23 protein-coding genes are annotated in these 24687 nt (G+C 67.5%); 1 reads left to right on the top strand and 22 read right to left on the bottom strand.

What is annotated here, in order from left to right; all coding sequences use genetic code 11:
• The 19 genes from Q5064_RS02050 to dnaG form a co-directional block, all read right to left on the bottom strand.
• Complete coding sequence (locus Q5064_RS02050; protein ID WP_302961851.1) at positions 1 to 987, bottom strand: ABC transporter substrate-binding protein; 987 nt, start codon at positions 985 to 987, stop codon at positions 1 to 3.
• A gap of 416 nt (positions 988 to 1403) precedes the next feature.
• On the bottom strand, positions 1404 to 2696 hold the full coding sequence (locus Q5064_RS02045) for a dihydroorotase (RefSeq protein WP_302961850.1): 1293 nt from the start codon (positions 2694 to 2696) through the stop codon (positions 1404 to 1406).
• Positions 2680 to 3624: an aspartate carbamoyltransferase catalytic subunit gene (locus tag Q5064_RS02040; RefSeq protein WP_302961884.1), complete on the bottom strand. Its 945-nt coding sequence runs from the start codon at positions 3622 to 3624 to the stop codon at positions 2680 to 2682. Before Q5064_RS02040 ends, Q5064_RS02045 begins: the two co-directional genes overlap by 17 nt.
• A gap of 4 nt (positions 3625 to 3628) precedes the next feature.
• Complete coding sequence (gene pyrR, locus Q5064_RS02035) at positions 3629 to 4225, bottom strand: bifunctional pyr operon transcriptional regulator/uracil phosphoribosyltransferase PyrR (protein WP_302961848.1); 597 nt, start codon at positions 4223 to 4225, stop codon at positions 3629 to 3631.
• Positions 4226 to 4679: 454 nt separating this feature from the next.
• Positions 4680 to 5216 carry a rubrerythrin family protein gene (locus Q5064_RS02030; protein ID WP_302961846.1) on the bottom strand — a complete coding sequence of 179 codons (537 nt, stop codon included), beginning with the start codon at positions 5214 to 5216 and terminating at the stop codon, positions 4680 to 4682.
• Between the two features lie 192 nt (positions 5217 to 5408).
• Entirely contained in the window at positions 5409 to 6140 is a 732-nt protein-coding gene (locus Q5064_RS02025) for a cytochrome c3 family protein (RefSeq protein WP_302961844.1), read from the bottom strand.
• 302 nt (positions 6141 to 6442) lie between these two features.
• Positions 6443 to 8116 carry an AMP-binding protein gene (locus Q5064_RS02020; RefSeq protein WP_302961842.1) on the bottom strand — a complete coding sequence of 558 codons (1674 nt, stop codon included), beginning with the start codon at positions 8114 to 8116 and terminating at the stop codon, positions 6443 to 6445.
• A gap of 191 nt (positions 8117 to 8307) precedes the next feature.
• Positions 8308 to 8859: a helix-turn-helix domain-containing protein gene (locus Q5064_RS02015; RefSeq protein ID WP_302961840.1), complete on the bottom strand. Its 552-nt coding sequence runs from the start codon at positions 8857 to 8859 to the stop codon at positions 8308 to 8310.
• 15 nt (positions 8860 to 8874) lie between these two features.
• Positions 8875 to 9411 carry a 2-oxoacid:acceptor oxidoreductase family protein gene (locus tag Q5064_RS02010; RefSeq protein WP_302961838.1) on the bottom strand — a complete coding sequence of 179 codons (537 nt, stop codon included), beginning with the start codon at positions 9409 to 9411 and terminating at the stop codon, positions 8875 to 8877.
• A complete protein-coding gene (locus Q5064_RS02005; protein WP_302961836.1) occupies positions 9411 to 10262 on the bottom strand; it encodes a thiamine pyrophosphate-dependent enzyme in 852 nt (283 codons plus the stop codon). The genes Q5064_RS02010 and Q5064_RS02005 overlap by 1 nt, the downstream gene beginning before the upstream one ends.
• Before the next feature lies 1 nt (position 10263).
• Positions 10264 to 11334, bottom strand: coding sequence for a 3-methyl-2-oxobutanoate dehydrogenase subunit VorB (locus tag Q5064_RS02000; protein WP_302961835.1), 1071 nt, complete (start codon positions 11332 to 11334; stop codon positions 10264 to 10266).
• Between the two features lie 4 nt (positions 11335 to 11338).
• Positions 11339 to 11545, bottom strand: a complete 207-nt coding sequence (locus Q5064_RS01995) for a 4Fe-4S binding protein (protein WP_016308908.1) — start codon at positions 11543 to 11545, stop codon at positions 11339 to 11341.
• Positions 11546 to 11617: 72 nt separating this feature from the next.
• The gene (locus Q5064_RS01990; RefSeq protein WP_302961833.1) at positions 11618 to 12367 is read right to left on the bottom strand and encodes a ParA family protein; all 750 of its coding nucleotides are present in this window, start codon (positions 12365 to 12367) and stop codon (positions 11618 to 11620) included.
• Position 12368: 1 nt separating this feature from the next.
• Positions 12369 to 14159 carry an AMP-binding protein gene (locus Q5064_RS01985; protein ID WP_302961831.1) on the bottom strand — a complete coding sequence of 597 codons (1791 nt, stop codon included), beginning with the start codon at positions 14157 to 14159 and terminating at the stop codon, positions 12369 to 12371.
• Between the two features lie 108 nt (positions 14160 to 14267).
• Positions 14268 to 14852: a helix-turn-helix domain-containing protein gene (locus Q5064_RS01980; protein WP_302961830.1), complete on the bottom strand. Its 585-nt coding sequence runs from the start codon at positions 14850 to 14852 to the stop codon at positions 14268 to 14270.
• A 198-nt stretch (positions 14853 to 15050) separates the two neighbouring features.
• Positions 15051 to 17111, bottom strand: coding sequence for a transcription antitermination factor NusB (locus tag Q5064_RS01975; protein WP_302961828.1), 2061 nt, complete (start codon positions 17109 to 17111; stop codon positions 15051 to 15053).
• Positions 17104 to 18030, bottom strand: a complete 927-nt coding sequence (fmt, locus tag Q5064_RS01970) for a methionyl-tRNA formyltransferase (protein ID WP_302961827.1) — start codon at positions 18028 to 18030, stop codon at positions 17104 to 17106. Before fmt ends, Q5064_RS01975 begins: the two co-directional genes overlap by 8 nt.
• Position 18031: 1 nt before the next feature.
• Positions 18032 to 18574 carry a peptide deformylase gene (gene def, locus Q5064_RS01965; RefSeq protein WP_302961826.1) on the bottom strand — a complete coding sequence of 181 codons (543 nt, stop codon included), beginning with the start codon at positions 18572 to 18574 and terminating at the stop codon, positions 18032 to 18034.
• A gap of 236 nt (positions 18575 to 18810) precedes the next feature.
• Complete coding sequence (dnaG, locus tag Q5064_RS01960) at positions 18811 to 20655, bottom strand: DNA primase (protein ID WP_302961825.1); 1845 nt, start codon at positions 20653 to 20655, stop codon at positions 18811 to 18813.
• A 118-nt stretch (positions 20656 to 20773) separates the two neighbouring features.
• Here dnaG and Q5064_RS01955 point away from each other — a divergent pair, with 118 nt between their 5' ends.
• Positions 20774 to 22000 carry a deoxyguanosinetriphosphate triphosphohydrolase family protein gene (locus Q5064_RS01955; RefSeq protein WP_302961821.1) on the top strand — a complete coding sequence of 409 codons (1227 nt, stop codon included), beginning with the start codon at positions 20774 to 20776 and terminating at the stop codon, positions 21998 to 22000.
• Here Q5064_RS01955 and rnhA read toward each other — a convergent pair.
• From rnhA to tatA, 3 genes are all read right to left on the bottom strand, one after another.
• Complete coding sequence (rnhA, locus tag Q5064_RS01950) at positions 21997 to 22476, bottom strand: ribonuclease HI (protein ID WP_302961882.1); 480 nt, start codon at positions 22474 to 22476, stop codon at positions 21997 to 21999. The two genes, Q5064_RS01955 and rnhA, sit on opposite strands and share 4 nt — an antisense overlap.
• A gap of 128 nt (positions 22477 to 22604) precedes the next feature.
• Positions 22605 to 24134, bottom strand: coding sequence for a helix-turn-helix transcriptional regulator (locus Q5064_RS01945; protein ID WP_302961820.1), 1530 nt, complete (start codon positions 24132 to 24134; stop codon positions 22605 to 22607).
• A gap of 109 nt (positions 24135 to 24243) precedes the next feature.
• Positions 24244 to 24516, bottom strand: coding sequence for a twin-arginine translocase TatA/TatE family subunit (tatA, locus tag Q5064_RS01940; RefSeq protein WP_302961818.1), 273 nt, complete (start codon positions 24514 to 24516; stop codon positions 24244 to 24246).
• Positions 24517 to 24687 lie beyond the last annotated feature (171 nt).

The following is a 24687-nucleotide window of genomic DNA, read 5'->3' as shown; positions in this document are numbered from 1 at the left end:
CTAGGCCGCCGCGTGGGCGCGGAAGAAGTCCGTGAACGCCTGCAGCTGGTTGGTGAGCGTGATGGGGTCGCGGTGCATGAAGGCCACCTGCTCGTAGGGCATGAGGCGCCCCTCCTTCACCGCCGGCAGGTTCTGCCACAGCTGCGAGCCGTCCACATAGGCCGCATCGGCGCCGTCGAGCACGCCGTAGCAGATGAAGTCGCCGGCGTAGTCGGGCAGCGCCTCCACCGAGATGACCTGGTAGGCCTCGTCGCCCTCCACCATGGCGGTCTGGATGGGCTCGGGGGCCTTCAGCCCCCACATGTCGTAGAGGATGGACCCGCCGCGGGCGAAGTGGCTGCCCATGATGTAGATCTCCTGGGGCCACACCTCCAGGATGGACACGGTGCGGTCGCCCACGATGCCCACGATCTCGTCCTTCACCGTGGCCACCTTGTCGTTGAACTCGTTGATGTAGGCCTCGGCGGCGTCCTCCTTGTTCACAAGGCCCGCGATGTAGCGGAACAGCTCCTCGTCGGAGCGCGTGCCGTCGGCGATGTAGACCGTCGGGGCGATCTTCGCGTACTTCTCGCAATCGGCCTCGGTGATGGTGACGATGAGGTCGGGCTGCTTCTCGGCGATCATCTCGAGGGAGGTCTCGGCCGAGGTGGTGTTCAGCGCCTCGATGCCGTCGCACAGACCCGCGAGGAAGGGGTTGTTCAGCGCATAGGGGCTCGCGATGACCGGCTTCACGTCCACAGCGAGGAACTCGCCCAGGTAGTAGTCGCTCACGATGGTCTGGGGGTCGGCGGGAATCTCCACCTGCCCCTTGTCGGTATCCACCGTGCGCATGGCGCTCTCGGGGGCAGCGGAGGCATCAGGGGAGGCATCGTCGGCAGTCGATGCGCCCTCCCCGCCAGTGGTCGAGGAGGAGCATCCCCCCAGAGCCGGGGTCAGGGCGGCAGTGGCGAGGAAGGCCGCGAAGGTGCGGCGCGTGATGGGGGCCATGGGCGTGTTCCTTTCCTAATCGCGAGCGATTGAGTTAGCTTAAGCAAACTTACAGTGGCAGATGTTACCATAGGTTTACTTATAGGCAAGAGCAAGCGCGCACTTTTCCGCAAGCGACACAACGGCCCCGGAAAGCCGACGCTCATCGACCCCATTGTAGCCAGGGCCGAGGGGCCTCCCCTCCCCCCGAGCGCACCCGTTGACGACCCGCCATCGCAGCGTTGACCTCCTCTTGCGCCGCAGTGCAAGAGCGCCGCAGTGCAAGAGCGCCGCAGTGCAAGAGCGCCGCGCAAGCACACCCGCCAACACTCCAAGGCCCCGCTGCCGAGCAGCCGCCGATAGGCACGTGAAACGCAAAGGGGCGGCTCGCGTGAAGCGAACCGTCCCCTTCTGTGCAGGCTATGTCCGGCGCGCGTCTACTCGACGATGGCGCCGTCCTCCATGGTGGCGTAGCCGCCGACGTAGGTGTCGGTGGCGCGGCCCGTCAGCTCGGCGCCGATGAAGCCGGAGTTGTTGGCCTTGGAGCAGAACTCGCCCACCTCCACGGTCCAGGCGGCCTCCGGATCGATGACCGTAAGGTCGGCGGTGCTGCCGGCCTCGATCTTCACCGGCTCCTGGCGCAGGATGGCGCGCGGCGATACGGCCATGGCCTCGATCATGCGGCCGTAGTCGATGACGCCGGCGCGCACGAGGTGCGTGAGCACGAGCGACAGCGAGGTCTCGAGCCCCGTCATGCCGAAGGGCGCCAGCTCGAACTCGCGGTCCTTCTCCCAGTCGGTATGGGGCGCATGATCGGTCACGATGGCGTCGATCACGCCGTTCTTCAAACCCTCGATAAGGGCGGCGGCGTCCTCGGCGGTGCGCAGCGGCGGGTTCACCTTGAGGGAGGTCTGGTACTCGGCGGTGATGGCGTCCTCAGTGAGGAACATATGGTGCGGCGTCACCTCGCAGGTCACGGGCAGGCCCTCCGCCTTGGCGGCGGCCACCATATCGAGGCCGCGCTTGGTGGTGATGTGCTGGATGTGCAAGGGGCAGCCCGTCAGGCGGCAGAGCGCGATGTCGCGGGCGATCTCGAGCTCCTCGCCCTCGGCCGGCCAGCCCACCATGCCGAGGCGCGTGGAGGCCACCCCCTCGTTCACCTGGCCGTCGGCTACGAGCGAGTCGTCCTGGCAGTGGGCCATGATGACGGTGTCGAACTGGCGGGCGTAGTCCATGACGCGGCGCATCATGCCGGCGTCCTGCACCCCGTGGCCATCATCGGTGAACACCGGCGCGCCGTGGGCGTACATGTCGCCCATGTCCGAGAGCACCTCGCCCTTGAGGTTCTTCGAGCAGGCGCCAGCCGGGATGATGCGGCACTTCCCCACCGCGGCGGCGCGGGCCTTCACGTACTCCACGGCCACCGCATCGTCCACCACCGGATCGGTGTTGGGCATGGTGCACACGGCCGTGAACCCGCCGTGGGCCGCCGCGCGGGAACCGGAGGCGATGTCTTCTTTCTGCTCCTGGCCCGGATCGCGGAAGTGCACGTGCATGTCCACGAGGCCGGGGGTGACGATCTTGCCGGAGAGGTCGCGCTCGACGCCCTTCTCCATGGTGAGGTTGTGGCCCACCTCCACGATCTTGCCGTCGCGGATGAGGATGTCGGCCACCTCGTCCAGGCCGATCTGCGGGTCGATCAGACGGGCGTTCTTAAGCATCAATGCCATCGTTGCTACCTCCTAGGAGCAGGTACAGGGCGGCCATGCGCACGAGGACGCCGGCGTAGACTTGGTCGAGGATGATGGAGCGCTTGGGGTGGTCGGCCATGAAGCTGTCCAGCTCCACACCGCGGTTGATGGGGCCCGGGTGGCACACGCAAGCATCGGGCTTCATGAGGCGGTCGCGCTCCTGGGTGAGGCCGTAGAGCAGGTTGTACTCGCGCAGGTTCGGGTACGGGGCGCCCTCGAAGCGCTCGCGCTGGATGCGCAGCATGTACACCACGTCGAGCTCGGGCAGCGCCTCGTCGAGGTTGCTCGTCACGTGGTCGGCGCCGAGAACATCGGGGCGCGCGGGCAGAAGCGTCGGCGGGGCCACCACCGTCACCTCGCAGCCCATGATCTTCAGCGCCGGGATAAGCGAGCCGCACACGCGGGAGTGGGCGATGTCGCCGACCACGCCGACGTGCAGGCCGGCGAGATCGCCCTTCTCCTCCCAGATGGAGTACAGATCGAGCAGGGCCTGGGTGGGGTGCTGGTGCTTGCCGTCGCCGGCGTCGATGACCGACACGCCGGAGACGTCCGCGATCTTGCGGGGCACGCCGGCCCAGCGGTCGCGCACCACGATGCAGTCGATCTTGTAGGAGCACAGCGTCTTCACGGTGTCCACGAGGCTCTCGCCCTTCACCGTGGCCGTGGAAGAGCCGCCGAAGTTCAGCGAGTCGGCAGACAGGCGCTTCTCGGCGATCTCGAAGGAGGAGCGCGTGCGAGTGGACGGCTCGTTGAACATGTTCACCACGGTGAAGCCCTTGAGCGTGGGCACCTTCTTGATGCGGCGCTCGTTCACCTGCTTGAAGTTCTTGGCCGTCTCCAGGATGGTCATGATGTCATCGGCGGAGTACTCCGTGATGTCGATGAGATGCTTGTGGTTGAAGGCCATGGCCCTACTCACCCCCGTTGTTCTTGATCGGCGCGGAGCCGGCGCGCTTGCCCGGCTCGATTTCCAGGATCTCCACGGCGGAGACGCCGTCCACTTCCTCGAGGAACAGACGCACGTTCTCGTCGGAGGCGGAGGGCACGTTCTTGCCCACGAAATCGGCGCGGATGGGAAGCTCTCGGTGGCCGCGGTCCACCAGCACCGCCAGCTGGACGGCAGCCGGGCGGCCGATGTCCATGAGGGCGTCGAGCGCCGCGCGGATGGTGCGCCCGGTGTAGAGCACGTCGTCCACGAGCACGACGGTCTTGCCGTCGATGTCGAAGGGAATGTCGGTGGAGTGGACCTCCGGGGCGAAATGGGTCGCGAAGTCGTCGCGGTAGAAGCTGATGTCCAGCTTGCCGAGGGGCACTTCCACCCCCTCGATTTCCTGGATCTTCTGGGCGAGCATCTTGGCGAGAAGATCGCCGCGGGTCACGATGCCCACGAGCGCCAGGTTCTCAGCCCCCTTGTTGGCCTCGAGGATCTGGTGCGCGATGCGCGTCACCGCCCTCTCGATCTCGTCTGCGTCCATGCAGACGGACTTGACCAAGCTTGCGTCGTTCATACACACTCCCTTCTCAGGTTCAGTGCGTACAGACGAAACCCGAAAGCGCGTCCGAGTTTCCCGCGCTTCCGCTGTCGCCGGCGGGCAATAAAAAAGCCCGTCGGACGACGAGGCTCACTGAGTGCGCTTATGTTCGCGAGCATTCCGCGCTCGCGTCCCCGCGCACGGGGTGTACCTTGTCGGCCTCTCTGTACCGCATTTAAAGGACGGTTGCACCATACACCCCGAAAAGATGATTTGCAAGCACTGATTTAGTTTTCTCCCAAAGAAAAGGGTGAAAGGAGGATGTAATCGAGAATGGCCGAGAAGAGAGGAGGCACCGGGTGTTTCGACCGAGCGAGTTCCGCAGCGAACGAAACAGTCCGGTGGACTGTTTCGCAGAGCGAGGACTGTCTGAGCGAATCGAAATGCCCGGTGCCTCCGACCACAGCGGGGCCGCAGCAGCGACGGAATCTTAGTAATTTTCAGCCTTGATCTCAAAGTGTCCGCGCGGATGGTCGCACACGGGGCACTTCTCAGGAGGCTCGGTGCCGATCTCGATGTGGCCGCACACGGTGCACACCCACACCTTCACCTCCTTGCGGCGGAACACCTCGTCGTTGTTGATGCGCTCGATGAGCAGGTCGAAGCGATCCTGGTGGCTCTTCTCGATGGCGGCGAGCCCCTCGAAGAAGTCGGCCAGCTCGGCGAAGCCCTCCTCGCGGGCGGTCTTGGCGTAGCCGGTGTAGATCTTCACCTCGGCGTCCTCGTCGTCCTGGGCGTCCTTCAGGTTCTGCAGCGTGTCGGGCACCTTGCCGTCGTGGAGCTTCTTGAAGTGCAGCTTGGCATGGTGCAGCTCGTTGCCGGCCGTCTCGTTGAAGATCTCCGAGATCTGGGTGTAGCCGTCCTTCGCCGCCTGCTGCGCGTAGAAGGTGTACTCGCAGTATGCCACTGCCTCCTGGCTGAGGGCGTCTTCCAAATTCTTCCACGTCTGGGACTTCTCTAGCTCCATGATCTGCTCCTTTCGCCGGTACCGCCGCGCCTCGCGCGGCTCGCGATCACAGACCCATAGTGAACCGCCCGAACCCGAACGCGGCTGCGAAACACTGAGCGGACACGTAACCGTAACCGTTCTTGCGGGAAAACGAAAGAAGGCCGTCCGAAGACGGCCTTCCTCCCACTTTCCCCGTGGCGAAGGGAGAAGTTACTTGTTCAGCGACTCCAGCTCCTTGACGAGCTTCTTGTCGTCGGCGGAGGAGATCCAACCCTCGGGGATCTCGGCGTCGTTGTGGCAGCTGGAGCAGTAGTTCACCGACGCGCGGTGAGCCTTGTGGCACTCGCCGCAGGCGACCTCGCCGTGCTGCGGCACGTGCGGGTTGCGCTCCATGTCGGAGGTGGCCTGGATCAGGTCGTCGCGGGTCATGTTGTGGCAGGACTCGTTCAGGCAGAACTGATCAGGCTCGATGCCGCGGGCGGCCACGAGGTCCTCGAGGGACTTCTCGGGCACCACGTGCATACCGGCCTGGGTCAGCATAACCTCGTAGTTGCCGGTCACCCAGCTGATACCCTCGCCGATCTGCTCGGACAGGGTGGGAACGTGGCAGCCCATGCAGGTGATGTCGGAGGACTCATCGGCACGGTGCACGGCGGCCAGCATGCCGCTGGCGGTCTCGAGCTCGTTGCCCCACTTGTCAGTGGCGGGCTCGCCCGGGGTGGCCTCGTAGGTCGGCAGATAGGGATCCATCGGCGTATGGCAGATGGCGTTGCAGAAGCTCGGCTGCTCATGCCACACCCAGAAGCCGGCACCGGCTACGACCAGCACAGCCACGACAACGCCGACCACGATGGGCCACTTCTTGCGCGCCTTCTTGGCAGCCGGCGCAGCCTCGGTCTCCTCTACCGCGGCGACCTCGGCGGTCTTCTCTTCTTCGGACATACTCCATCCTTCCAGTTGGGGATTTCGAGGCGCGGGTGCGCCTCCCTCGTGCGAAGCGAGCAGATCTGCCCTCCCCAGCTGATCAGAACCTCGAGGAACGAGGACGCACGGCTCGCCACGCGCACAGCGTCATCGACCCTGGGGGTTTCGCTTCATCGCTCATAATACCCGAAATCCCCGCTTCTTGACAACGCCGTTTCAGGCTATTTTTGCCGATAGGCGCCCGATTATGGCAAGGGCGCCCCGCAAGGTGCCCTCTTCAACCGTTCGTTGCCAAATACCGACCGCAGCCCGCGACGCGGCTACTCCTGAATGCCGTCGGTCTGGCGGATGAGCTTGCGCTTGATCTTGCCGCCGATGGTCTTGGGCAGCTCGTCCACGTACTCGATGATGCGCGGGTACTTGTAGGGCGCGGTGGTCTTCTTCACGTGCTCCTGCAGCTCGCGGGTGAGCGCGTCGGTGCCCTCGTAGCCGCGGGCCAGCACCACCGTGGCCTTCACCACCTTGCCGCGGATGGGATCGGGCGCGGCCGTGACGGCGCACTCGACCACGGCCGGGTGCTCCACCAGGGCGCTTTCCACCTCGAAGGGCCCGATGCGGTAGCCCGAGCACTTGATGACGTCGTCATCGCGGCCCACGAAGAAACAGTAGCCGTCGGAATCGCGCCACGCCAGATCGTGCAGGTTGTAGTACTCCCCTCCCACAGCCTCGACCGTGCGCTCCTCATCGCCGTAGTAGCCGACGAACAGGCCCGGCGGGTAAGCCTCTTTCAGACCCGTCACGCAGATGGCGCCCTCCTCGCCGTCCTCCACCTCGCGGCCCTCATCGTCCAGAAGCTTCACGTTCAGAAGCGGCGAGGGCTTGCCCATGGAGCCGGGGCGCGGCTCCACCCACGGGAAGGTGGCCAAAAGCACCGGGCCCTCCGACTGGCCGAAGCCCTCGCGGATCTTCTTGCCGGTGAGCTTCTCCCACTGGATGGTCACCTCGGCGTTCAAGGGCTCGCCGGCCGTCGCGAAGTTGTGCACGCTGGACAAATCGTAGGCCTCCACGTCCTCCTGCAGCATGAAGCGGTACATGGTAGGCGGGGCGCAGAAGGTGGACAGCCGGTAGTCCTGGATCTTCTGCAGCAGCTTCGTGGGCACGAACTTGTCCATATCGTAGGCGAAGATGGTGGCGCCGGCGATCCACTGGCCGTAGATCTTGCCCCAGCCGAACTTGGCCCAACCCGAATCAGTCACGGTCATGTGCAGCTCGTTCTCGCGCACCTGCTGCCAGTACTTCGCCGTGATGATATGGCCGAGCGGGTGAGCAAAGTTGTGCTCGACGGCTTTGGGGTTGCCGGTCGTGCCGCTCGTGAAGTACATGAGCATGATGTCCTTCGAGGTGACGGCCTCCTCGCCGCGGGGCCGCTCGAAGGTCTCGGGCTTGCCCTCGATGAGATCGTGGAAGGGAATCCAGCCCGTGCGATCGCCGTCGACGATGAACTTCTCCAGCACGCCGGGGCAGTCGGGCATGGCCTCTTCCACCTGGGTGCACACGTAGTCGTCGTTCACCGCCACGATGGCCTTCACGTCCGCGCTGTTCACGCGGTACACCACATCCTTGCGCGTCAGCTGCAGCGACGCGGGAATGATGGTGGCGCCCAACTTGCACAGGGCCACGGCGCAGATCCAGTACTCCCAGCGGCGGCGCAGGATGCACATCACCACGTCGCCCTTGCCGATGCCCATGTCGGCGAAGGCGTTGGCGGCCTGGTTCGAGAGGCGCTTGATGTCGGTGAAGGTGAAGGTGCGCTCCTCGCCGCGGTCGTTACACCAGAGCAGGGCGCGCTTGTCGGGCTCCACGCGGGCCCACTCGTCCACGACGTCGAAGCCGAAGTTGAAGGCCTCGGGAACCTCGATGACGAAGTTCTCGGCGAAGTCCTCGTAGGAGTCGAACTCGATTCTCGGGCAGTACTTCTTCAGAACATGATCCATGGTTGGTTGCTTCTCTCTGCTCTCCTGTGGTCGTCCGCGCCGCTCTTCCGGATACTTCGATTCGCTCGAACAGTCCTCGCTCTGCGAGACAGTCCACTGGACTGTCTCGTTCGCTGCGGAACTCGCTCGGTCGAAGCATCCGAAATCGCAACGCTCCTCTTCCGAAACCGAATGCCTTGATTGGCTGCAGGCTACTCGGCGATGATGGTGATGAAGGTGGCCGGCTTATCGCCGTTGCAGCGCTGGCCGTGGGGGTACTCCGGGTTGAAGTAGATGGAGTCGCCGGCGTTCAGCACGATCTCGCGGTCCTGGAACACGAGCGTGATGGAGCCGTCCACCACGTAGTTGAACTCCTGGCCGCTATGGCTCACGAGCTCGGCGTCATCATCGGCCGGGTCGAGCACCACGCGCAAGGGCTGCATGATCTTGCGGGCGTAGCGCCAGGCCAGATCCTCGTACTGATAGCCCGGGAAGCGGTCCACGTCGATGCCCTCGCCGTTGCGCACCACGTGATAGGTGTCGAGCTTGGGCGCCGTGCCCGTGAGGATCTCGGCGAGATCGACGTTGAACTTCGTGGCCATGTGGTAGATGGCCGAGATGGGGATGTCCACCCCGGTCTCCTCCCAGGCGCGGTAGGTCTCCACGTCCACGCCGAGCTCCTGGGCCATGGTGTGGCGCGATACGTCGCACGCCTCGCGCAGGCCCTGGACGCGCATGCCGAGTTCTTTCAGGTTCTCTTCCATGTTCGTCACTTCTTTCTAAGCGTTGATGCCGAGCTCGATGGCGCGGCGGTTCTGCTCGAGCTTCTCGGGGCGCCTGGCCGGCACGCACTTGGCGATGGCCGCATCGAGCGCCTCGCGGCTGCAAAAGCCCGTTTGGGCCCAGAGCTTGCCGATGAGCACGATGTTGCCGAGGCCCTTGATGCCCGCCTCCTCGCACAGCTTCGTGGCGGGGATGCCGATGACGGTAACGCCCTCAGGCTCGCTCAGCTGCGGAACCATGGCCGTATCCACCACCACGGTGCCCCCTTCCACCACCGTATCGATGAACTTGTCGAAGGAGGGCTGGTTCAGCGCGATGAGCGCGTTGGGCGCCAGCACGAGCGGGCTTCCGATGGGCGCATCGGACAGCGTGACCGAGCAGTTGGCCGTGCCGCCGCGCATCTCGGGGCCGTAGGAGGGCATCCACGACACCTCGCGGTCCTCGATGAGGCCGGCCGTGGCGATGACCTTGCCGGCGAACAGCGACCCCTGGCCGCCGAAGCCGGCCACGACGCATGAGAGTTCCTGGGCCATTAGTTGCCTCCTTCGGCGTTCTCGGGATGGGCGATGGGGCAGGCCGCGTTGCGGGCGGCGGCAGCCTCGGCGGCGTTCGCGAAGCCCTCGGCGGTCACGTCGCGCACCACGCCGAGCGGGTAGTAGGGCAGCATGTTCACGCGCATCCACTCGAAGGCGTCCTGCGGCGTCATGCCCCAGTTGGTGGGGCAGGTGGACACCACCTCGATGAACGAGTAGCCCACGCCGTCGATCTGGTTCTGGAAGGCCTTCTTAATGGCCTTCTTCGCCTTGCGCACGTTCTTGGGCGTGTCCACCGTCACGCGCTCGATGTAGGCCGGGCCGTCCAGCGCGTTCAAGAGCTCACTCACGCGGATGGGGTTGCCCGCGGTGGCCACGTCGCGCCCGTAGGGGCTCGTCTGGGTCACCTGGTTCGGCAGGGACGTGGGGGCCATCTGGCCGCCTGTCATGCCGTAGATGGCGTTGTTGATGAAGATGATGGTGATGTTCTCGCCGCGGGTGGCCGCGTGGATGGTCTCGGCCATGCCGATGGAGGCCAAGTCCCCGTCGCCCTGGTAGGCGAAGACCACCTTGTCGGGATGCACGCGCTTCACCGCGGTGGCCACCGCCGGCGCGCGGCCGTGGGCGGCCTCGATCATGTCGCAGCCGAAGAAGTCGTAGGAGATAACGGAGCAGCCCACCGGCGCCACGCCGATGGTCTCCCCCTCCACGCCCAGCTCGTCCATGGTCTCGGCCACGAGGCGCTCCACGATGCCGTGGGGGCATCCCGGGCAGAAGTTGGTCACCACGGGCAGCAGCGCGTGGGGGCGCTCGAAGACGACCTTCAGGTCCTTCTCTGCGGTCTCGGCCATGCTACTCACCTACCTTCTCGTTCAAAGCGACAATGGCCGCAAGCACCTCGTCGGGCGTCGGGATGACGCCGCCGGTGCGGCCGAAGAACTCCACGGGCGCGCGGTCGGCCACCACCAGGCGCACGTCCTCGATCATCTGGCCCATGTTCATCTCCACATCGAGGAAGCCCTTGGCTTGGGGCACAAGCGCGGAAAGCGCCTCGGTCGGGAAGGGCCACAGGGTGATGGGCCGGAAAAGCCCCGCCTTGATGCCCTGCTCGCGGGCGGCGTTCACCGCCGAGCGGGCCACGCGCGCCGCGCCGCCGAAGGCCACGAGCACGATGTCGGCATCCTCGGTGAGGTAGCTCTCGGAGAGCTGCTCGTTCGCGACGATGGTCGCGTAGCGCTCGTAGCGCTCGCGGTTCAAGTTCTCCAGGTCCTCGGCGGTGAGGTACAGCGAGTTCACCACGTTGTGGGGGCGCTTCATGCCGTGGCCGTCGGTGGCCCAGGGCTTCTCGGGCAGCTCGTCCTCGGAAAGCGGCTCGGGCAGCACCACCGGCTCCATCATCTGGCCGAGCATGCCGTCGGCCATGATCATGACGGGCACGCGGTACTCATCGGCGGTGTCGAAGGCCTTAAAGGCGTAGTCGGCCATCTCCTGCACGGTGGAGGGAGCGTACACCACGATATGGAAGTCGCCGTGGCCGGTGGCCTTGGTGGCCTGCCAGTAGTCGGCCTGGGAGGGCTGGATGGAGCCCAGGCCCGGGCCCCCGCGCTGCACGTTGATGATCACGCCCGGCAGATCGGCGCCGGCCATATACGAGATGCCCTCCGCCTTGAGCGAGATGCCCGGCGACGAGGACGAGGTCAGCACGCGGGCACCGGCCGCGGCGGCGCCGTAGACCATGTTGATGGCCGCCACCTCGGACTCAGCCTGCAGGTAGGTGCCCCCCACCTTCGGCATCATCTTCGCCATGTAGGCCGCCACCTCGGTCTGCGGGGTGATGGGGTAACCGAAGAAGAAGCGGCAACCGGCGCGCATGGCCGCCTCGGCCATGGCCTCGTTGCCCTTCATGAGTACTTTCTCTGCCATAGGACTACCTTTCCACCGTGATGGCCACATCCGGGCACATCGTCGCGCACGTGCAGCAGCCCGTGCACTTGTCCTGATCGACGCAATGGGCCGGGTGATAGCCCTTGGCCGTGATAACGTCCGGATCCAGCTCGAGGATGGATACCGGGCAGACGTCCACGCACAGGCCGCAGCCCTTGCAGAAGAAGTCGTCGACGGTCACTCGCGCCATGGAAACCTCCTCAATCTCTCGGGCGGCGCGCGCAGCGCCGCTGCCGTTTCTCTCGTCTCGATGCGGCGCGCCCTAGGCCCAGGGCGGCGCCACCAGCACTTCCACAGGATAGCCGCCTGGCAGGCCCGAAAGCGCCGGTGCGGGGTCGCTTTCCCGCCGAATGGCCGACTTCGGCACCGTAGTGCACGCAACCGGCACCCCCGCCTTTGCGGCTACTGCCTGGGCGAACGGGACACTTTCAGCAATGTGTCCCAGCGTCGTCTCGCCCTGGAGGTGGGTGTTGTTCACCACCGCCGTGGCGGCCAGACCGCATTTCGCCTGGATCTCGGCGAGCACCGCGGCGGCCTCGTCGGGAGTCTGGGTGCGGTTGCGCCGCGCGTTCACCACATAGAGCACCTCGTGGCGCCCGGCGCGGATGGCCGGCGCGAAGCGCGCGAGCGCCGTGGCGCCCACATCGTCGCCCCCGGCGTCGATGACGACGGCCTTGCGGGGCGCGCCGGGCGCGCCGGCGGCATCCTCCGCGTAGGCGGCCTCGATGGCGGGCACCACCGCGCCGGTGAGCGAGGGCACGTCCAAACTCGTCCCCGCCCCGCCGAACACCGGAGCGATGAGGCGCACGCCCGCCTCTTCCAAAAGCCCCGCGTACTCGCTCGAGCGGAAGTACGGGTTCACCACGTCCATATCGGCCAGGGTGACCTCGTAGCCGGCCGCGGCGGCATCCAGGGCCAGGTTCAGGGCGAAGTTGGTCTTCCCCACCCCGTAGTGGCCCACCACCACGGTCACCGGCGCCAGCGCGAAGGGCACTTCGCCCGCGCGTGCCACCCTAGATCAGCCCCTCGGGGGTCTTCTTCGACTCGTGGTGGGTGCGGTCGGCCTCGCGGATGGCCGCGCGGCGGATCTTCCCGTTCACAGTGCGGGGCAAGTCGTCCACGTACTCGATGATACGCGGGTACTTGTAGGGGGCCGTCTGGCGCTTCACCCACTTCTGCAGCTCCTCGGTAAGGGCGTCGGAGCCCTTCCACCCGTCGGCGAGCACCACCGTGGCCTTCACGGCGAACCCGCGCACCGGGTCGGGCACGCCGGTCACCGCGCACTCGCGCACGGCGTCGTGCTCCAGAAGCACGCTCTCGATTTCGAAGGGCCCGATGCGGTAGCCGCTCGATTTGATGACGTCGTCGTTGCGGCCCACGTACCAGTAGTTGCCCTCCTCGTCGCGCCAGGCCGTGTCGCCAGTGTGGTACCAGCCGTCGTACATGGCCTCGGCGGTCTTTTCGGGGTTGCGGTAGTACTCCATCATGATGCCGGCCGGGTGCGGGTCTATCCCGATGCAGATCTCGCCGGTCTCGCCGGTATCGCACTCGGTGCCGTCGCCGCGCAGAATGGCCATCTGATACAGCGGCACGGGCTTGCCCATCGAGCCGGGGCGCGGCGTGGAGTTCGTGAGGTTGCCCACGGTCAGGGGCGTTTCGGTCTGGCCGAAGCCCTCGTAGATGGTAAGGCCGGTGTGCTCGCGCCAGAAGTCGAACAGGTCGGGGTTCAGCGCCTCGCCGGCCGTGGTGCAGTACTGAAGGCTGGACAGGTCGAAGGCGTCCACGTCCACCTCGGTCATGAGGCGGTACATCGTGGGCGGGCAGCACAAGGTGGTCACGCCGTACTTTCCGATGAGCGTGAGGATGTCGGCGGGGTTGTAGCGGTCGAAGTCGTAGGTGAGCACCGCGGCCTCCATGAGCCACTGCCCGAAGAACTTGCCCCACACGGCCTTGCCCCAGCCGGTGTCGGCGATGGTGAAGTGCAGGCCCTCGGGGTTCACGTTATGCCAGTGCTTCGCCGTGATGAGGTGCGCGAGCGCGTAGCCCGAGTCGTGCAGCACCATCTTGGGGTTGCCCGTGGTGCCGCTGGAGAAGTACATGAGCATGGGGTCGGCAGAGGCCGTCTCGCGCCGGGCGAAGTCGGCCGAAGCGGCGCGCACCTCGGAGTTGAAGTCGCGCCAGCCCGCGCGCTCAGCCGGCACCGCGCAGATGCCCTCGGGACCCGAGAGCGCCGGACCCGCCAGCTCGCCCTCGCCGATGAGCCAGGTGCCGTCGGCGTCCTGGGGCGTGAGGCCCGCGCCGGCCGGGTTCACCAGGATGAGCGTCTGCACGCTGGGGCACTCCCCCGCCACGGCATCCACCACCTCGGCGATGTCGCCGGCGCTCGTGCATACCACGGCCTTGATGTCGGCGCCCTGAAGGCGGTAGGTCAGGTCGTGCTCCTTCAGCATGAAGGTGGCCGGCACCGCCACCGCACCGAGCTTCGCCAGGGCCAGCATGGTGAACCAGAACTGGTAGTGGCGGCGCAGGATGACCATGACGAAGTCGCCGCGGCCGATGCCGCAGTCCGCGAAGAAGTTGGCCGTCTTGTCCGACCAGTACTTCATGTCGGCGAAGGTGAAGACGTGCTCCTCGCCCTCGGGGTTGCACCACACCATGGCGGTGCGATCGGGGTCGGCCAGCGCGATGTCGTCCACCACGTCGTAGGCGAAGTTGAAGTCGGCGGGCACGTTCACGTCGAACTGGGTGAGCAGGCCGTTGTCGTCGTAGGCCTCGGTGACGTAGCGTTCGTTGATATGTCGCATGATAGGTTCCTCGTTCATAAAGTCGTCGGCGGAAGATGATCGTGAAAAGGCGACGCCGGGGCTGCCCGCAGGCGCGACTGCGCTCTGCGGACGGCATGCCGGGGCCGCCTAGATAATCTTCTCCCCCTCGGGCTTCATGACGATGGCGAGGAACACGCAAGGCTCGCCGCCGGTGGCCACCATGCCGTGGCCGCGGCCGGAGTCGTACATGACCACGTCGCCCGCGTTCAGGATCTCCTCGTGGTCCTCGTAGGCGAAGCGCATCTGGCCGGAGATGATGAAGTCGAGCTCCTGGCCCTCGTGGCGCGACAGGTGCACCGGCACGCCCTGCTCCTCTTCCAGGTAAGGGGCGGTCACCACGAAGGGCTCAGCCAGCTTGTGGCGGAAGTGCGGCGCCTTGTGCAGGTACTCGAAGCCCGCGCGGCGCTTGATGGACAGCCCCTCGCCGGCGCGGGTGAGCGAGTAGCCCGTCAGATGCGGGTTCTCGCCGGTGAGCAGCTCGATGACGTCCACGCCGAACTTGTCGGCGCACTTGTACAGGAAGGTGAAGGACAGATCCTCTTCCCCGCTCTCCTGGGCGGCGTACTCGGCGGTGGTACGGCCCGTGGCCTCGGCCATCTCCTGCAGAGTGAGATCCATGTCCTCGCGCAGAGCGCGGATGCGCCCCGCCACCTCTTTGATATTCGGCTCCACGACCTGCGACCTCCTTTTCGATCTCGGAATAATACGTAGCCCGTTATTTTACTGACACCCCGACGGTCAACGTTTCACATTCGTAAAATTATCGGCAATGCACCTATAGTTTTTGCCGTAAGCACGCCATAGGCGCAGCCGAAAAGCAAAGCGGCCACCTTAAAGGATGGCCGCTCTGAAGTCGCAGTCGGAAATTCCCTACGCCTTCTTCCGCAAAAGGGCGAGGAAGTGGGCGTCGGGGCCACCGGGGGTCAGGGTCACCGAGAAGAACGGGGACTCGGCGCCCAGATCGGAGCTGCCGCAGGGCACCACCTCGAAGGCGGCGCCGGCCTCGGTGTCCAGGAAGGCTGCCACCGCGTCGGCGTTCTCCTCGTGGGTGATCGTGCAGGTGGCGTAGGCCAGGATGCCGCCCGGGGCCACATGCGCAGCCGCGCTCTCCAGCAGGCGCGCGTCGAGGGCCGCCGACTCGGCGATGGTCTCGGGGCGCAAACGCCAGCGGATGTCGGCATGGCGGCGCAGGGTGCCCAGACCCGTGCACGGCGAGTCGATGAACACACGGTCGAAGGTGCGCTCTCCCACGAGCGCGGTGAGGTCGGTGGCGTCCCCGATGTAGGGCTCGGCCACCTGGATGCCGTACTGCTCGGTGCGCTCCTGCAGAAGCTTCGTCTTGAAGGCGTGCACGTCCACGGTGACGTAGTCGGGAATCTGCGCGCCGAAGCGGCGGTAGGCCAGGCTCTGGTCGAGGATGGTCTTGGTGGCCCGCCCGGCGCCCACCTCCAGGAAGGAGGCCGGGGCCTCCTCTCCCACCACCAAACTCGCGATGGCCTGTGAGGTGGCGTCGCTCACGAGCAGGAGGCCCTGGCTGAACATGCGGCGCACGCGCCCGTCGAGCAGCGGCACGCCGGAGCACACGCGGTAGCAGCCGGGCACCGCGCGCCCGTTCACCTCCACCGGCTCGGGCTCGCCGTGGGCGTCGGCCAGCACCGAGACCACCTCGTCGTCGGTGGCCTTCACCGCGTTCACGGCGATGAACACCGGCGCCGGCTCGTTGGAGGCCACCATGAAATCGCGCGCGCCCTGGGGCCCGAGCTCGGCGATGAGCCGCTCGGCGAGCCATACGGGGAAGCCGTGCAGGCGCGCGTAGGCCGCGATGTCGGTGCGCGGGTCGCCGAAGGGGAAGCTCTCCTTGGCGCGCACGACGCGGCGCAGCACCGCGTTGGCCAGGCCACCCGCGCGCGGGGCCACCGACTTCACCAGTTCAACGCCCTGGTCCACGGCCGCATGCGGGCTCTTCTGCAGGAAGATGATCTCGTAGGCCGACAGACACAGCGCGTCGCGCACGGCCGGCGCCGCATCGTCGGGCGAGTCCATGCAGCCGGTCACGATCTCCTCGAGTGTGCCGCGGGTGCTGGCCACGCCGAGCACGAGGCGCGTGGCGAAGGCGCGCTCCTCGCGCGAGATGCGGGAGGTGTCGATGGTTTTGGCGATGATGTCCTGGGCGAAGGCGTCGCGGCCGCGCATCTGGTGCAGCGCCGCGAGGGCCAGCTGGCGGGCCGTGGTGGCCTTGTGGGCCTTCACGCCGCCCGTCTTGTCGCGGCGCGGGCCTCCCCCGCCGCTGCCGCTGCGGAAGCCGCCGCGATCGTCGCGGGAGCGGGGCGCATCCTGATCGGGGGCGGCCATCAGCTTGCCGTCGACGAACACCTCGCGCGGATGGCCCTGGTCGCGGAAGTCGCGGCGCGGGCCGCGGTCGTCCTTGCGGAAGCCGCCCGGCTTGCCATCACGGGGAGCGAAGTCCTTGCGGGGCGCGCGGTCGCCGGACGGCTTGCCGCCGCGATCCCGGAAATCCTTGTGGGCAGAAAAGCCCCCTTCGCTCAAGCGGACATCGCCGTTCTGACCGCGATAGCCGTCGCGCGGGCCGCTTCCGCCGTCTCTGCGGCCGGAAAAGCCGCCTTCGCGCGAGCGGTCGCCGCCGTTTTGGCCGAACTTGCCGCGGGGGCCGCCGGGCCTTCCGTCACGGGGGCCGTCCTTGCGGAAGCCGCCCGGCTTATCGTCGCGGCCGCCGTAGGGCTTGCCGTCCTTGCGCGGGCCGGAGGGCTTGCCGCCGCGGAACCCGCCGGGCTTCCCGTCGCGGTTGCCGTAGGGCTTGCCGCCGGGACGAGGGCCACGATTCTGGCGCGGGCCGCCCTGGGCGTTGCGGTCGCCCTGGGAGGCGCGGTCGTAGGAGCGGCGTTGGTTGTGGGAGTGGTGATCGTTAGACACAGGACCAGGTTCCTTCCTCGCCCCGCAGCGCGGGCACGCCGGCTGCGAAGGCCTTTGCCTCCATGGCGCGCTTGCCATCGGGCTTCACTTCGGTTACTTCCAGGGCGCCGTCGGCGCACCCGATATACAGTCGCTTGGCGGAAAGCCGCGCCGCGCCCGGGGCCAGGGCCGCATCGGCGGGGCGTGCGGCCAGCACTGTCACGGCACGGCCGCCGATGAGGCAGCGGGCCGGATGGGCCGCGCTCGACGCCCGCACCCGGCGGTCGTTCACGACGACCGGCTCGGCGGGGTCCAGGTTCAGCTCACCCTTGGCGATCTTCTCGGCATAGGTGACCTGCTCCTCGTCCTGGCGCACCCAGGCCACGCGGCCCGCCTCCACCTGGGAGAGCGCCACGAGAAGCGCGCTCGCGCCCAAATCGGCCAGATCGGCCGTGAGGCCCTCGGCGGTGGCGCCATCGGCCGGGATGGAGCGGCACACGCAGAAGTCGCCCGTGTCGAGCCCCTCCTCCATGGCCATGATGCACACGCCCACTTCCGCGTCGCCCGCGAGGATAGCCCGCTCGATGGGGGCCGCCCCGCGCCAGCGCGGCAGAAGCGAGCCGTGCACGTTCAGGCAGCCGTGGGCGGGAATGGCCAGCACCTCGGGGGGCAGGAGCAGACCGTAGGCGGCCACGCAGATGACATCGGGGGCGAGCGCGGCCAGCGCGGCCTGCTCCTCGGCATCACGCAGGGTGCGCGGGCAGCGCACGGGGATGCCGGCGGCCTCGGCCACCTGCTTCACCGGCGAGGGCACGAGCTCCTTGCCGCGGCCGCGCACCGCGTCGGGGCGGGTGTAGACGGCCACCACCTCGTGGTGCGGGATGAGCTGCTCGAGGATGCTGGCCGAGAAGGCCGGCGTGCCCATGTAGACGACGCGCACCCTACTTCACCTCGATGTCGGTGTCGCCTGGCCGCGCCCCGGCGGCCTTGGCCTCCTCGTAGGCGCGCAGGGCCTCGATGCGGGTGACGGCGTCGCAGCTCTCGAAGAGCGTCTTGCCGTTCAAGTGGTCGATCTCGTGCTGCAGGCAGCGGGCCAGAAGCCCGTCGCCCTCGATCTCCCACAGCTCGCCGTCCAGGTCGTAGTACTGCACGCGCGCCCAGGGCTGGCGCTTCACCGGCACGGTGACGCCGGGGCACGACAGGCATCCCTCGCCGCCCTCCTCGGGCTCGCCGGACAGCTCCACGATCTCGGGGTTCACGAGCACGATGGGATTCTTCTCCCCCTTCTCGCCGTCCCAGTCCACGTCGATGACGACGAGGCGCTTGGTAACACCCACCTGGGGCGCGGCGATGCCGCAGCCGTAGTTCTTGTACATGGCGTGGGCCATCTGCTTGGACAGGCGCTTGAGGGACTTATCGGAAAGGTCGCACGGCTCGCACACGGTAGCGAGCAGCGGATCGGGGGCGATGACGATGGGCAGCACGAAGGCTCCTTTTCTCGAGTATGGGGCCCGCGACACGCGGTCGCGGGGTGGCTTGAAGCTGCGGTTAACTAATATATTGTGAACCGAAGCGCCCGCTCCGTCCATATACCGCGCGAAATCTCCGCTTCCGCGGCCGCCATCGGCGCCGCTGCGTCGGACGGCGGGGCGGCGCGATGCCGACACCCGGGGCGCAAACGAGGGGCGGCGCGGCCGAGTGTCGCCGATGGTCGCGCCGGCTACTCCTGGGGCAGGGCGCGGTGGGCCACCCGCCGCGCGGCCACGTCCTTCTGCAGCGCCGTGACGGCGGCGTGCAGAAGCTCGGCCTCCTCGGGCGAGACCCCGGCGGCCAGCTGGGCCAAGAGGGCGCCGGCGGCCTCCTCGGCATCGCCCAGGGCAAGCTCCTCGGCCAGGTAGGCGCCGGCGGCCTCGGGCGTCGCGGCCAGCGCGCCTCCCCCGGTGAGCACCCGGGCCGCGTGCGGCGTGGCCGCCGCCGCGCGGGTGACCACCTCGGCCGGCGTGACGGCGGGATTCTCAGCCAGCGTGCCCAGGATGGACTCCGCCAGAAGCCGGTGCACGTCCTCGTGCCACTGGATCTGCGCGAGCGCGTCGGCGTGCGCAAGGCCCACGAGCGGGTTTTGGGCCACGAGGCTCAGGAACTCCCGCTCGAAGCGCAGGCGGTTGCGCTCGGCCTGGGAAAGCGCGCGCTGCGGGGCGGGCGCGGCGGCGGCAGGGCCGGCCTCGCGGTCGCGATCCTGGTAGCGCGGCGGCTCCTTGGCGGCGAGCGCCTCCAGCACGTCGTTCTCCCGCAGGCGCAAGCGCCCCGCCAGCCTCACGGCGTAGTCCTTCGCCAGGATGGAGTCCTTGATGGGAGCGAGCACCTCCAGGCACGCCTCGAGCGCCCGGGCGCGCCCCTCGGCCGCATCCAGGTTGTGGCTCGCCAGGCGCCGCTCGATACCGTACTCCAAAAGCGGCTTGGCCTCGTCCACGAGCGAGCGCAGGGCGTCGGCGCCGCGGGCGGCCACGAACTCGGCCGGATCCAGGTTGTCCGGCAGCGTGACGGCCACGAGCTCCACCTGGGAGCGCCCGGCCTCCGGCGTCATGGACTTGTCGATGAAGGCGAGCGCCCGATCAGCTGCCCGCTGGCCGGCGGCATCGCCGTCGAACAGGTACACGATGCGCTTGGAGGCATGGCGCGAGAGCACCCGGATGTGCCGCATGGTGAGCGCCGTGCCGAGGGTGGCCACGGCGTTTGCGATGCCCGCCTCATGCAGGGCGATCACATCGGTATAGCCCTCCACCACGATGGCCACGCCCGTCGACGCCATGGCGGCCTTCGCGTGGTCGAGCCCGTAGAGCACCTGGGACTTGTGGAACAGCGGCGTCTCCTGGGAGTTGAGGTACTTCGGCTCGCCGGTGCCGATGACGCGGCCCCCGAAGGCGATGCAGTCGCCCGACACGTCGAAGATGGGGAACATGACCCGGTTGTAGAAGCGGTCGCGCACCGGGCCGCCCCGCCCGTCGAGGGCCACGTTGGCGGCGATCATGTCGGCGGCCTTGAAGCCGAGCTGGGTCAGATGCCGCACGAGCGCCCCGCGGCCGGGCGCGAAGCCCAGGTTCCACTTCTTCGGCACGTCTCCTCCGAAGCCGCGGCCGGCCAGGTAGGCCCGGGCGGCGTCGGCCTCGGCCCCGCGCCCGCGCATGAGCTGGGTGTGGTAGAACTCGGCCGTGCGCGCGCAGATCTCCTTCAGGCGCGCCTTCTGGCTGGCCGGGATGCCGCGCCCGCCCTCCTCGACGATGTCGATATGGGCGCGCTCGGCGAGCCGGCGCACCGCCTCGGGGAAGGTGAGGTCCTCGGTCTTCATGATGAAGGAGAACACATCGCCCCCCTCGCCGCAGCCGAAGCAGTGCCACAGCTGGGTGGCCGGGTCGATCTTGAACGAGGGGGTCTTCTCCTGGTGCAGGGGGCAGCAGCACCAGAAGTCGCGGCCCTTCTGCTTCACCGGCACGCGCTCGCCGATGACCGCCACCACATCGGAGGCGTCGCGCACTTTCTGGATGTCCTCGTCGCTGATGCCCGCCACGCGCCCGCGCTCCTTCCCGTTGCTCTTTTTCCTGTGAAGTATACCACCACGCCTGCAAACAAATGTTTCAGACACTACAATAGGCCGCAAACGACGATGAGCGAGAAAGCGAGCGACCATGGCATCTGCGCGCACCCCCTATCTGACCTTGGACCCGCTGGTGGAAGAGGCCATCCGCGAGGACCGCGAGACCGGCACGCTGTCCCCCTACCGGTTCGACGACGCGGCCATCACCCGGCGCGAGGACCTTCCCCACGATGCGGCCACCCTCACGCGCCCGGCCTTCGCGCGCGACATCGAGAAGGTGCTCAACATCCCGGCCTACAACCGATACGCCGACAAGACCCAAGTGTTCTCCTTCGCCGAGAACGACGAGATCTCGCGGCGCGGGCTGCACGTGCAGCTCGTGAGCCGCATCGCCCGGGGCATCGGCGCGCTTTTGGGCCTGAACACCGACCTCATCGAGGCGATTGCCCTGGGCCACGACGTGGGCCACACCCCCTTCGGGCACGCCGGCGAGCGCTTCCTGTCGGCCTGCTACCACGCGCGCACGGGGCGCTACTTCAACCACAACGTGCACTCGGTGCGCGTGCTCGACGACCTGTACCGCCGCAACATCTCGCTGCAGACCCTGGACGGCGTGCTCTGCCACAACGGCGAGTTCGCCCAGCAGGTGCTCTCGGTCGGCGCCACGGCCACCTTCGACGAGCTCGATGCGCTCGTGGCCGCCTGCAACGCCGATGAGCAGGTCATCAAGACCCTGCGGCCCTCCACGCTCGAGGGCTGCGTGGTGCGCGTGTCCGACATGATCGCCTACATCGGCAAGGACCGCCAGGACGCCGTGGCCATGGGCGTGCTGGATTCCTACGACGTGTTCGAGAGCGACGTCATGGGCGTCACGAACGCCGCCATCATCAACAACCTCACCGTGGACATCGTGAACAACTCCTACGGGCGCGACCGCATCGCCATGAGCCCGGAGATCTTCGCCGACCTGAAGCGGGCCAAGCGCCAGAACTACGAGATCATCTACGAGCGCGAGGGCATGGTAGACGCGACCGAGAACATCGTGGAGGAGATGTTCGAGGAGATGTACGCGCGCCTTCTGGACGACCTCGTGCGCGGGCGGGAGGACTCCCCCATCTTCCGCCACCATGTGAAGCGCCTGGCGGCCCAGTCGCGCTCGGTCACGCCCGAGGCCTACCTGGCCGGCGAGCCCAACCAGATCGTGGTGGACTACTTGGCGTCCATGACCGACAGCTACTTCATGGCCATCTACGCCCACCTGTTCCCGGAAAGCGGCCGCCTCATCCACCCCCGCAGCTACTGCGCCGACCTCGCCTAGCCTTTGAAGCCCGTATCCTCTTTATGGCAGGCGGGGTTGTCGGCGGCGGCGGTGGCGAGCGCGTCGCAGCGCTCGTTCTCGGCGTGGCCCGCGTGCCCCTTCACCCAGACGAACGTCACCGTATGGGGCTCTTTGGCCGCCAGGAGGCGCTTCCACAGATCGACGTTCTTCACCGGCTGCTTCTGCGCGTTCTTCCAGCCGCGCTTGAGCCAGCCGGCCACCCAGTTCTGGTTGAAGGCGTTCACGAGGTACTGCGAGTCGGAGTACACCGTCACCGTGCAGGGGCGCTTGAGCGCCTCTAAGCCCACGATGCAGCCGAGCAGCTCCATGCGGTTGTTCGTGGTGCAGGAGAAGCCCTCGGAGAACTCCTTCTCGTGCACCGCCCCCGACGGCGCCCTGTAGCGCAAGATGGTGCCGTAGCCGCCGGGACCGGGGTTTCCCCGGGAGCTGCCGTCGGAGTAGAGGGTGACCTCCATGAGACTTCCTTCCTCGATGCGGGAGCCCGCCGCGCCGGCCGCCCCGCCGCCCGAAGACGGCGCGGCGTCGGAGACGAAGCCCGCCTGGGTGAATTCGCTGAACGAGAAACCGTGCGCCTCGCCCACGCTCACGACAGCTCCCTTTCGGTGCGCTCGCCGAGGTCGATGAGCTCCTGGCGGGTGTGCACGCCGCACTTCGCGTAGATGCGGCGCAGGTGCGTGTCCACGGTGTTCTTAGAGATGAAGAACTCGCTGGCGATGCGCTCGGCGGTGCGGCCCCGCAGGGCCAAAGGCAGGATCTCGGCCTCGCGCTTGGAGAGCTTGGCCACGCTCGCGATGCGCGCGCAGGCCTCCTCGAAGCGATCGGTCTGGGCCACCACGACCGAGAGGGCCGCCATGTCGCGCTCGGTGAACAAAAACAGGTAGGCGTACATAACCGCCACCCCCGCCGCGGCCACGAGCGCCGCCGAGGTGTCGAAGGTGCCCGGCACCGCCCCGATGACGCCGCCGAGGAGCACGCCGGCGATCTCGCCGGAGAACAGGGCCGCGAAGCCGCGGGCGAAGGAGCGCACGCTGTCGCGCCCGGCGATGCGCCCCATGATGAGGAACAGCGAGATGAGCACCGAGAAGATGCCGAGGTAGCCCGCGAGCACCACGGCCACGCCCGACACGCCCACGCTCTCGAGCAGGGGCACCGCCACGAAGCCGCCGACCATGAGCAGAAGCGCCAGCCGGTAGGCGCCGCCCAACGGCCCCACCTCCGCCCCGTTGCCGGCGGGCAGCACCGCGCGCACCCCGGCCGACAGGGGCCGGCCCCCGTACAGTTGCAGGGCCGCCGCGCAGTACAGCACGAACAGCACGAAAGTGACGGAAAGCGACGCGTAGGCCGAGTACTCGGCGCTGGCGGCCAGGGCCTCCACGGCCCCGGTGGCCACGCCGTAGACGACGGTGCCGGCCACGATGCGCCCGGAGAGCTTGGCGGCCTCCTCCGACGGGGCCCCGCCCGTCGCGTCGGCCGCGCGGGCCGCCGGGGCGCCGCTTCCGGCTGCCGGAACCTCCCCCGCATCCGCCGTCGCGCCCTCGCCGGCGGCGGGAACCGCGCCGAGGGCGCGCAGGGCCCAGGCGCTTCCCGCGGGCAGGGCGTAGAGCACGGTGTAGGCTCCCTCCACCGGCACGGCCACGACGAAGAAGCACACCGCGGCGCCGAGCGCGCTGCCGATGAACACCTCGGGCACCGACTGGTCGATGGACGCCTCGCCGAGCATGCGGCCCCACAGGCACAAAAGCAGCGCCAAGGGCACCCCGGCGACGATGCCCTCGGCCACGGCGAAGGCGAGCCAGGGCACCGCGGGCAGCGCCGCGCGCAGGGCCACGAGCGCGAAGAGCGCCAAAACCAGGGGCACCGCGAGGCAGGCGGCCAGCTTCTCGGCCGCGGCCATGAGCACGGCGCGGGGGCGGGAGCGCATCATGAGGGCGAAGGCGGCCGCCATGGCGGCGAGCACGCAGAGCAAATCGGCCCTGTCGACGAAAAACCCGTGCTGGGAACCCTCGTTATAGGAGCCGAGGTACAGCATGGCGAAGAGGAAAGCCTGGTTGCAGCCGAAGCCGATGATGGCGAGCCGCGCCTGCCGCACCCGCGGCAGCATTCCTGCGCCCATGGCCCTCCCCTCTCGCGAATATCCAATACCGGTATCCGTCTATTTTAGCGCAACGAAAAAGGGAGCCCCGCAAAGAGGCTCCCTTCCTCACAGCTTATCGGGAAAGCGGTTACTCGGCCTTCTTCTTGACGACCTTCTTCACCGTCTTCACCTCGGTCGCGCTGGCGGCGGCCACGGCAGGCGCGGGCTCGTCCTCGACCACCTCCACGACCTCCTCGAGCTCCTCGTCGTCCTTCTTGTCGAAGGCCATGCCCTCGCGCAGGCTCTTCACGGTCTTGCCGAGGGAGGCGCCGAGTTTGGGCAGGTTCTTCGGCCCGAAGATGAGCAGCACCACGACGAGGATGATAACGAGCTCGGGAACGCCCAGTCCAAGAATCTTCATAGGGAAAATCTCCTTCTTTGCTTCGAAGCCGGCCGGCTATTTCCCTCCGCCGCGCTTCACGGTTGCTTGCGTTTCAACGCTGCCCACTATGCCTTCGAAACCGCCGCCTGGCTATCACGCAGAACCGTGATTTTGTCACGTAAGACGTAAAAATCCCTGTCACGCGTTTAC

The sequence above is a fragment of the uncultured Adlercreutzia sp. genome, assembly GCF_958431955.1.
In the GTDB taxonomy this organism is placed as follows: domain Bacteria; phylum Actinomycetota; class Coriobacteriia; order Coriobacteriales; family Eggerthellaceae; genus Adlercreutzia.
This window is presented reverse-complemented; position numbering and strand designations above follow the sequence as displayed.